This window comes from Capnocytophaga sp. oral taxon 329 str. F0087, from assembly GCF_000213295.2.
GTDB lineage: Bacteria > Bacteroidota > Bacteroidia > Flavobacteriales > Flavobacteriaceae > Capnocytophaga > Capnocytophaga leadbetteri_A.
In genome coordinates this window covers 1-4742 of the sequence record NZ_KN390070.1, presented here as the reverse complement: position 1 = coordinate 4742, position 4742 = coordinate 1, and the positions used below count along the sequence as shown (strand labels likewise).

The window sequence follows — 4742 nt, the reverse complement described above, 5'->3', positions numbered from 1 at the left end:
GGTATCTGTCGCGTAACAGGTAAACTGATAGACAAACGTCGCTTGATGGCGGTGCCCCACGCTACCCTAAGCATTGAGGCTAAAAATATGCAATAAGTACCTATGAGTCCGACAGAGTACATTTGCCAAGAGACCCTTATCACCCCTGAAGTGCTTGCGCCTTTGGTAGAAAGGCTTTTTGAACAAAAGCACTACAAAAAGTATCAAACGCTGCAAAAAACAGGTAGCAATGAGGGACGGTTGTACTATGTGGAACAGGGACTGCTGCGCACTTTCTACGAGAAAAAGAAAAAAGACATTACCCATTCTTTTTTTATGGAGCAAATGTTTTATTTTCCGGTAGAGAATATTTATTTTGACAGTCCCACCCCCATTCAATTAGAGGCATTGGAGGATTGTGTGGTATGGGAAGCCGACTTTAGAGAGGTAGAGCGTGTGGTAAATGAGCATCAGGAGCTGGAACGGCTGATGCGACTGCTGTTAGTATCGGCCATACAGACCCTTAGAGAGCAGCTGTACACGATTAAGTTTCAGACCGCCCAAGAGCGGTATGAGTTGCTGCTGAAGAAATACCCCCAGATACTACTGCGTGCGCCTTTAGGGCATATAGCCTCGCTATTGGGTATCACCCAACAAACACTAAGTGTAATACGAAAGAATTAAACGATTAGTCAATTAGAAAAAATAAGCCAATTAGCAAATGAGAGAATTTGTTAATTGGCTTATTTTTAATAGGTTAAGCACTTTTCTTACTTAGAATAATAATAAATTTCGCTATTTTTCGTTTTTTATTTTGTAATGAAAGGAAAGCGTGGTATATTTGCAACGAAAAGACACGAAATACCTTATTTATTATATAATGGCGACAACTGATAAAGACACTCAAACAAAAAACAAACGATGGTTTCGTTTTCTGATACCTTCCTTGGTAGGTATCTTGATAGGTCTTGCGGGGTATATATTCTACCTATCTAAAGCACATTCCTATCTATCTGACGATCCAAAGGCGTGTGTGAACTGTCATATTATGGAGCCTGAGTATGCTACGTGGTTGCACTCATCGCACGGACGTAATACCGTGTGCAACGACTGCCACGTACCGCACGACAATGTCTTCCGTAAGTATTATTTCAAAGCTAATGACGGTTTGCGCCACGCTACGATGTTTACCTTCCGAATGGAGCCACAGGTTATCAAGATGCACTCACCAGGACAAAAAGTAGTGCAAGAGAACTGTATTCGCTGCCACAGCACCCTTGTAAGTGAGGTGCAGATAGGCAAGGTAACTGCCCCAATGGCACACGCTGGCAATGGCAAGCTCTGCTGGGAATGCCACCGCGAAGTGCCTCATAGCCGCGTACGCGGGCTGAACGCTGCTCCTAACTCGCCCGTGCCTATTATTGATGATATGGGCGCTAACGTTCCTGATTGGCTACAAGAAATGGCCGCTAAAAGTAAAAAAAGTAATAATTAAAAAAAACGAAATATAATTTATACAGCGATGAAAAAGAAACATTGGTTAATTGCAGGTATATTGGCAATAGTGACCTTCTTATTAGGACTATTGGCTAATTCAATAATGAATAGATCACAAGAGGCTGAGTTTATCGCAAAAGGCGGTAATAACCTCCCAGATCAGGAGTGTAAGAACGAGCTATTCGCACCGTTCTACCCACGTCAGTACGACTCTTGGAGAGCGACTGCTGACACTACATTCCGCTCTAGGTATATGAGCAGTCAAGATGATGATTTGCTCGCTTTGCGCCCCGAAATGGTCGTGCTTTGGGCTGGTTATGCTTTCTCTAAGGAATACAACGCTCCACGCGGACATATGCACGCTATTGAAGACGTTACTAAAATTCTTCGTACTGGTGCGCCTACCGATTCTACCCACTCTCCTCAGCCTGGTACTTGCTGGACTTGTAAAAGCCCTGATGTACCTCGCTTAATGAAAAAAGTAGGATTAGACAATTACTATAGTGCTCCTTGGGATAAATGGGGTAACGAGATAGTAAACCCTATCGGTTGTGCTACTTGCCACAATACTAAAACAATGAAGCTTGAAATTCACCAACCAGCTCTTGTTGAGGCTTTTGAACGTCAAGGGAAAGATATTAACAACGCTACTCACCAAGAAATGCGTTCGTTAGTATGTGCACAATGCCACGTAGAGTACTACTTCAAAGGTGATAAAAAACACCTTACTTTCCCTTGGGATAAAGGTATGACTATTGAAAAGATGGAAGAGTACTACGATGCAGAAGGTTGGACTGACTATGTACACTCACTTAGCCGTACTCCTATCCTTAAAGCACAACACCCCGACTATGAACTTTCTCAACTCGGTATTCACGGACAACGCGGCGTTTCTTGTGCCGATTGCCATATGCCATACAAAACTGATGGTGCTGTGAAATTCTCTGACCACCATATCAGCAGCCCACTACGCAATGTATCAGCGAGTTGCCAAACTTGTCACCGCCAAAGTGAAGAAGAATTGGTGAAAAACGTATACGATCGCCAAGATGCTGTATATGGTATGCGTATGAAACTCGAAAAACAATTAGCAAAAGTACACTTCAAAGCTAAATTCTTGTGGGATAACGGTGCTAACGAAGAACAAATGAAACCTACTTTGGCACTTATCCGCAAATCACAATGGCGTTGGGATATGGTACACTCTTCACACGGTGCCGCTTTCCACGCTCCTATCGAATCTGAACGCCTCCTTAGCGATGGTCTTATCTATGCTTATCAAGCTGAAAATAATTTAGATGTGCTTAAAGAAAAACTAAACATCAAAACAGCTTTCGTAATGCCTGATATTAGCACTAAAGCTAAAGCCCAAAAAGAAATAGGCTTGGATATACCAAAAGAAGAAGCTGCTAAGAAAAAATTCTTAGAAACTATAGTGCCTAAATGGATAGAAGAAGCTAAAAAAGCAGGACGCTTAGTATCACAAAAATAGTGCACGCCGTATTAGGCAATAACAGTCAATAATATAGACTTTGCCAAAGGTCGTGGGACGAAAAGCCTGCGAGACTTTGGCAAAGTTTGTCTTTATTATATTATTATTTTTTAGTTTTTATGAAGCAATACCCATTCGCTACCTTAGTAGCGTGTATATCCCTTATAATAGGGCTTATTTTACAACTTACCGTCGGGAGCCTCAGCAAAAGCTGGTTTAGCTTTCCTGATAATATCGTCGCAGGGTTCACTTTTGTAGTGATTACCACGCTGGTATTCTTTATTTTTAGAAAGTCGGCTTTCGTAAGTAGATTTTCATCAGCTCCGTTTGCTATTGTAATTGTAGCCGTTTTAGGCTTACTGACTATCGGGCTTGGGAGTATCAATGTAAAACCTGAAGAAATGCAAGGTGTTTTAGGCAAATTAGGCTTAAATGACCTAACTAAGACGTGGTATTTTGGTCTTATATTTGTATTAGCCCTTATGAACCTTTGGTTTGCGATACTCAAACGCTCTTTGGTATACGAGAGCAAGAATATTCCGTTTTTGCTCAATCACTTTGGACTATGGTTGGTGATGTTTGCAGGTGTACTCGGACAAGGAGATATCGTACGACTAAAAATGAATCTCTACAAAGACAAAGCTGAGTGGCGCGCCTTTACTGAAGAGAACAAAATGGTGCAACTGCCTTTGGCTTTAGAGCTTAAAGAGTTTAGCATAGATATTTATCCTAATAAACTGTTTGTGATAGATACTACTGGTTCGGCACTGCCTGTAGAGAAACCTCAAGGCTTTATGCTTGAAAAGGAAGGGGAGAGTATGACTCTTCTACATTGGAAAGTTACTCTTCATAAATACCTTGAAAAGGCAATACCCGACACAGATAGCACTTATATAAACCACACTATGTGGGGAGCTACTAACGCTGCCCAAGTGACGATAGAAGACTTGCGCACTCATAAGAAGAAAACGGACTGGATATCAGCTGGTAACTTTCAGTTTTCGCCTCGTGCTATCGACTTAGATAAAGATCATACATTAGTGATGGCACCCCCTGAAGCACGTAAGTTTCAGTCGCAAGTGTTAGTATTTCAGAAAGATAAGAAAGATGAGATACGCGAAGAACGCATAGAGGTAAACCATCCTATTAGCGTAGGAGGCTGGCGTATTTATCAAGTGAGCTACGATGAGCGTGCCGGTCGTTGGTCTGAACTTAGTGTAGTAGAGCTTATCTCAGACCCTTGGCTACCAGTGGTTTATACAGGTATATTTTTGCTTATTGCTGGTGGTATAGCTTTCTTGTTCCAAGTGAAAGGGAAGAAAGAGGTAATTGTAAATTCATAATTCTAAATTCATAATTAAAAGAAATGTGGCATCATTTTGACATAGTAACCTATCTCTCGGTAGCACTTTGGCTATTAGGAGGTAGCCTTATTTACAGTAAAAACAAAGCCCTAAGGGTAGCGAGTATAGCTGCTCACTTAGGAGCGACCCTTATAGTAGGGGGCTTTATTATAGCACTTTGGAAGAACTTAGAGCGTCCGCCATTGCGCACTTTAGCAGAAACACGTATATGGTACTCACTCTTTATGGGGCTTATAGGCTATGCTATCTACTTGCTCTATCGACAAAAATGGATGCTTAGCTACTCAGCTGTAATGGGTATTGTATTTATAGTGCTCACTTATACGCACCCTGATACGATGAACAAAGCGCTAATGCCAGCACTGCAAAGTGTATGGTTTATACCGCACGTAATCGTATATATCTTTGCC

5 protein-coding genes and 1 pseudogene are annotated in these 4742 nt (G+C 41.6%); all 6 read left to right on the top strand.

Annotated elements, in window-relative coordinates:
* On the top strand, positions 1 to 96 hold a 96-nt coding region (locus tag HMPREF9074_RS11155), incomplete at its 5' end, for a TraR/DksA family transcriptional regulator (RefSeq protein ID WP_034540859.1).
* A 6-nt stretch (positions 97 to 102) separates the two neighbouring features.
* Positions 103 to 663, top strand: coding sequence for a Crp/Fnr family transcriptional regulator (locus HMPREF9074_RS11150; protein WP_009390914.1), 561 nt, complete (start codon positions 103 to 105; stop codon positions 661 to 663).
* 196 nt (positions 664 to 859) lie between these two features.
* Positions 860 to 1474, top strand: a complete 615-nt coding sequence (nrfH, locus tag HMPREF9074_RS11145) for a cytochrome c nitrite reductase small subunit (protein WP_009390915.1) — start codon at positions 860 to 862, stop codon at positions 1472 to 1474.
* Positions 1475 to 1501: 27 nt separating this feature from the next.
* A complete protein-coding gene (gene nrfA / locus HMPREF9074_RS11140) occupies positions 1502 to 2968 on the top strand; it encodes an ammonia-forming cytochrome c nitrite reductase (RefSeq protein WP_009390917.1) in 1467 nt (488 codons plus the stop codon).
* A gap of 119 nt (positions 2969 to 3087) precedes the next feature.
* Positions 3088 to 4311 carry a cytochrome c biogenesis ResB family protein gene (locus HMPREF9074_RS11135; RefSeq protein ID WP_009390918.1) on the top strand — a complete coding sequence of 408 codons (1224 nt, stop codon included), beginning with the start codon at positions 3088 to 3090 and terminating at the stop codon, positions 4309 to 4311.
* A 23-nt stretch (positions 4312 to 4334) separates the two neighbouring features.
* Positions 4335 to 4742: pseudogene (locus HMPREF9074_RS11130) on the top strand (cytochrome C assembly protein); the annotation flags it as partial.